The organism is Streptomyces zingiberis (assembly GCF_012034935.1).
In the GTDB taxonomy this organism is placed as follows: Bacteria; Actinomycetota; Actinomycetes; order Streptomycetales; family Streptomycetaceae; genus Streptomyces; species Streptomyces zingiberis.
Genome location: NZ_JAATEN010000042.1, coordinates 1 through 3,611 on the forward strand (window position 1 = coordinate 1; position 3,611 = coordinate 3,611).

General features: G+C 57.6%; 3 protein-coding genes. All 3 read right to left on the reverse strand.

Annotation, left to right across the window (positions count from 1 at the left end; genetic code table 11):
- A partial coding sequence (locus HCK00_RS26560) for a hypothetical protein (protein ID WP_168104594.1) occupies positions 1-366 on the reverse strand: 366 nt, incomplete at its 3' end.
- Positions 354-2,858, reverse strand: a complete 2,505-nt coding sequence (locus HCK00_RS26565; RefSeq protein ID WP_168104595.1) for an AAA family ATPase — start codon at positions 2,856-2,858, stop codon at positions 354-356. The genes HCK00_RS26560 and HCK00_RS26565, both read right to left, overlap by 13 nt.
- Before the next feature lie 146 nt (positions 2,859-3,004).
- Positions 3,005-3,611 (reverse strand): transposase family protein (locus tag HCK00_RS26570; RefSeq protein ID WP_168104596.1); only part of this gene is annotated, 607 nt, incomplete at its 5' end.

The following is a 3,611-nucleotide window of genomic DNA, read 5'->3' on the forward strand; positions in this document are numbered from 1 at the left end:
TTGATTAGGCGTTCGAGCGCGAAAGTCGATCACGACCTTTTCGACCCCCGCCACCACCTCTTTCCATTCATCCAGGATGATGGCGGGCGCCTCCAGCATCGTCGATCTTCCGTGCAAGATGTCGGAAGTTCGCGAATACACATGCCGGGCGAGTCGAATCAAACCATGCGTGGCCAGATAATCTTCCCCATCCACCAAGCCAAACAAAAAAGGCAGGCGCTCTTCTACTTTTTGAGCGTAGGACATTCGCTCTGGTTCACTCACTAGATGGTAGGCATCCATAGCCGCTTGTTCCAGACGCAAGCGCAGTTCGAGAATTTGAACTCGATCCGCAGTGGCGGAAGACAGGGAGGTCAGGCGGCCCACTTAGTTAGCTCCCTGCAAGCTTCACGCGCTGCGTTAACCTCACCGCTCAAGTCTGATTTAGTGGCCGTCGAGCCATGTACAGCCTTATTCCAGTTACCAATATGGTGACCGCACGTGGACATTGCCTTATCAATCGGATTAGTGATGCCCGCTGGCATCTGCACAATCTCACGCGCCACGTCTAGTCGCGCCCTGGTTTGCATAGCAGCGTCGAGACGGGCGGCATTTTCAGCCACGTCCTGATCGGCTACGAGCGAGTAACGGATTACGCATTGACCGATCGCGATGTCGAGCGCTTGCCTACAGAGCCCTCTGACGATTTGCGTCTCACTCAGATAGGCCGTAGGGGACGGCCTTGGGGCCCATCTAATGACCATTTCTGCATCCTGCAGGAGCACATCCCACAGTTGACTTGTTCTTTCAAGGCTAATGGTGCCGCTCTGTTGATCCCTGCTAACGGCCCAGTTATCACAGTTGTTCGCACGAGCCATGAGATGCTGTTTCAGACGCTCGTCATGCGTGAAAACTATGACCCTGCGGAACTTGCTCAAGTCAGCAAGCACAGCGGCCAACCGGTCGACCCTGATTTCATCAAACGCATGTACCGGGTCGTCCAAAATGAGGAACCCAAACGGCCCTGACTCGGCAGTTGCAAGGAGCGGAGCCAAAAGGAAAGCGTTCCTTTGACCGGCACTAAGCATCGCCAACTCAAGTTTACCGCCATTCGCATCACTCACCGACACGCTCGCACGCTGAGTGGTTAGACGGAAATCGTCAAGGACGATCCCAGAGTCCTCAAGTAACTGTCGAACTTGGCTTCCAGCCTTCAAGGTGAAATGGGCAGATCTGGCAGTCCTCAACTGGTCTGCCAGTTCCTTGACGCACTTATCAGTCTCGCGCCACAAATCATGCTTCCGGGCCATGTCAGCTTCGTCGCGCCATACGGACACGAAGTCGTCAACAGCCCGTCTCCTGCTGCGGTTCCATTGCCGAACGAACTGGCTCAGCTCCAGGGCCTCTTTCTGGGATTCTTTCCAAGAAGTCGAGTTGCAGAACTCGGATACGTACGCGAATGCTCCACGCACCTCGGAAGCAGGTTGGCACCCGTATCGCACAAATGTCGCACTTAGGTTGGCGTGCAGATCGACAATTGCCTTCACTGTAGCGGATGAAGCATATTTGGATTCGTTAGCCGCAGTAAGCACCCCAGCCACAGAAGTGAGGCAATCCATGGATTTTTGCACTTCGCTTAGAGCGGCAACGACTCGGTTATGGACACTGCTCGCGTCGTGCAAGCGTGTTACGTGATCTCCGAGCCTATCCACCCAACCGTCTACGTCCGTTCGGCAGACCGGGCAATACCTTCCAGGACTGGCCACGTCACATGCCGTCGCATGCAGGCTTGTGAGGTACGGGTAATAGCGGAGGTTTACACCATGCGCGTCTCCCTCCATCCTTTCGAGGGCCTCGTTAGTGTCACGAAGCGCTCGTTCGAACCTATGCAGATGCGCACGATTAACTTCAGGCAGATACCCACTGGAGTCGCCCAGGTTGTTACTAGACAACCATTCGTCAATTGAGTCAGAAATTTGCGGCCACGAAAGTGCGGGCACGACAGCGCTGTCACCCCTGCCGGTGAACTCCGCGTCAACTTGTTCTACTGAGGACTTGGCCTTCCTCAACGCCAAATCTATGCGCTTTTTGCTGACGGTGCAAGATTCACTTAGGTCAGCCACACGATTCTCTAGGTATTTGAAACACCCTCCGAGCGCGAGAAGGTTTTCGATGTACCTTTGCAAATCATTGCTTTGTTGCACCCTCCTTTCTACATCGGCGTACGAGAACACAGGAGGATGCCCCTCTAAAGCATGAGGCCAAGAGGTGCTTAGGAGATTCACGTCGATCGTGTCTCCAGTTTCAGTACGCCAACGCCCCTGTGTACTAGTAGGCTGTCCATCCTTACCGAGACGGGTTTGAAGAGTCAGCTCTTCCCTGCCGCGCCGAAGTATTACTTGAGCGATGCTTTCCTCGCTGTCGCGAGCGCATGGAACTTTTTCCCACAGGGGAGCAGACTTGCTGCGCGCATTAGGCGCCTCAATGGTGGTCCACCAGCCAGGCTTCCCGGACAAAGCTAGGCGAATTCCGTCGGAAATGGTCGACTTGCCAGCCCCGTTCGGGCCATGAAAGATGCTGACACCAGGGCTCGGGTCGAGATATATGGTGAGCTGAGTCGTTGCGCCCTGAAATCCTTCTATGGATACCGACGCAAGACTCCAAGGGGCCCCAACGGCAGGGTCTGCGTCACTTTCATCTGCAGCTTTGAGGTCGTTAACGAGCGACAGAAGGTTTCCCCATGCTTCTTTCTTCCGCTCCAACCGCGCCCGCTTCATGCTGGCTTCGATTTCCGGAACAAGATCACCGAACGTCAGAAGACTCAGAGGTGCAATATCTTCGCGCTCAAGGCTCTGCTGCGAGTCTCCTGCGAGGGGCATCCGCTTCTCCGTGCACGTGGGGCTGGTGTCGCCTATGAGATGGGATGATAGTCACTAAGTACCGTTCGGCGCCCACCGTTTGACAGATGCTGGCTCCGGTTCCTCACAGCTCCCACGTCAAGCAAGTGACGTTTTCTCGGCGGTGATCACTTCCAGATTGTGTTGAGGGTGAGGGCGGCGCGGGCGATGTTGCCGATCCGGCTGGGACTGAGGGTGACGTGCTGTAGCGTGCCCCGGCGCTGTTTGAGTTCGGCTGCTGCGCGTTCGCCGGGCGCTCGGGCACCTCTGATCAGGCTGTTGGTGGTCCGTGTGTCGGCGTGCAGGGCCTGTTCGGAGCGGCCTTTCGGGCGGCGGTGCGGGACGCGGATGCCGATGCCGGCGCCGATGTAGCCCTTGTCGGCCAGGGTGGGCAGGCCGTCGGCGGCCGCCTTGTACAGGGCGGGCAGGGCGTGGAGGCGGGCGGCCGTGATGTCGGGGACGCTGCCGGGTTCGGCGTCGGAGACCCACAGTGGGGTGCCGTCCGGAGCTGCGAGGAACTGCACGTTGCCGCCGAATGCCTTGTGTTTCTGGCTGAACCACAGGTCGTTGCCGTTGTCGCGGGCGCCGGCGAGGCGGTCCGTTTCGATGAGCGTGCCGTCGAGGATCACATGGGTCATGCCTTCGCGTCGGCAGTGGTCCAGGACCTCGTGCAGGTCCGGGGCCTGCTCGGCGAGGACGTCGATGCCCTCGTGCAGGTAGTCCCCCAGCCTCCGG

What these genes read in the sequence shown, in the direction of transcription:
- HCK00_RS26565 (WP_168104595.1), bottom strand. Translation starts at nt 2,858, where the DNA reads ATGCCCCTCGCAGGAGACTCGCAGCAGAGCCTTGAGCGCGAAGATATT.